The sequence below is a fragment of the Erwinia sp. ErVv1 genome (genome assembly GCF_900068895.1).
Taxonomy (GTDB): Bacteria; Pseudomonadota; Gammaproteobacteria; order Enterobacterales; family Enterobacteriaceae; genus Erwinia.
In genome coordinates, this window is sequence record NZ_CDPK01000013.1 from 104,226 (window position 1) to 104,513 (window position 288).

Here is a 288-nt window from a genome sequence, read left to right on the forward strand (position 1 = left end):
AAAGGTCACCGTCGTGGTTTTGGACGAGTTACCGAGGGTCGCGCTGACGGCGTAAGCGGCCGCCGTGGTGCTGGTGGCGGTAAAGGCGACGGTGCCATCCTTCGCGGTGGTGACGCTGGCGGCGCTGAGCGTGATGCCTTTATCTCCGGTGCTGAGGGTGACTTTCTGATCCGCCAGCGGGTTGCCGTGCTGGTCCTGTACGGTGACGCGCAGGGCGGCCTGGGCCGTGCCGTTGGCGGCCACGTTATCGGTGGTGACGGTCAGGGCGCTGACCTGGGCGGTCGTGGC

Annotated in this window: 1 pseudogene; it reads right to left on the bottom strand. The window is 67.4% G+C overall.

From position 1 onward, the window contains the following. Positions 1-9: 9 nt before the first annotated feature. A pseudogene (locus tag A1830_RS23450) lies at positions 10-264 on the bottom strand (Ig-like domain-containing protein); the annotation flags it as partial. Between the last annotated feature and the right edge of the window lie 24 nt (positions 265-288).